The organism is Janthinobacterium sp. BHSEK, assembly GCF_056174685.1.
In genome coordinates this window covers 1-533 of the sequence record NZ_JBWBYV010000276.1, presented here as the reverse complement: position 1 = coordinate 533, position 533 = coordinate 1, and the positions used below count along the sequence as shown (strand labels likewise).

1 protein-coding gene is annotated in these 533 nt (G+C 51.8%); it reads left to right on the top strand.

Annotated elements, in window-relative coordinates:
• On the top strand, positions 1 to 506 hold a 506-nt coding region (locus tag AC0V2Y_RS29020), incomplete at its 5' end, for a hypothetical protein (RefSeq protein ID WP_475418495.1).
• Between the last annotated feature and the right edge of the window lie 27 nt (positions 507 to 533).

Here is a 533-nt window from a genome sequence, read left to right as displayed (position 1 = left end):
ACTATGCGCTCAAGAGCGCTTTTATCGAATCTTCTCTCGGCGACAACATGGGAGCACGCGCCGGCACTGGTCATGTAGGAATATTTCAATATGACCAGACTACCTGGAGTGGTTTGAAACACACCGGCAACATCAACAGCGTCGATGCTCAGATCAGTGCGTTTTATGATGACATGAGTAAGTACACGGCAAGATACAACGGGCTGGCGCCAGCCGAACGGGGCAATTTGGGTCTTGAACAGTATATGTATCTCAAGCATCACGATGGTAATAACTATACGAACTGGGCTGGGTCGCCTGGCGTGAAGATTTTCAATGAAAATTGTTTCGAACCTCATGTAGAAACGCGAGCGGAGCATGCCGATTCGCCACCGCCACCCGGCGGCGACCACATGTTCGACTATCTGGCATGGTGGCAACCCAGCGAACGAGAAGGCAAGGTTACCGTCGGCGATATCATCCCGCTTCCGCCCCCGGCTACCGAAGACGGCGATGAAACTGCCTGATTGACTACCATCAAAGCTGAATAATGA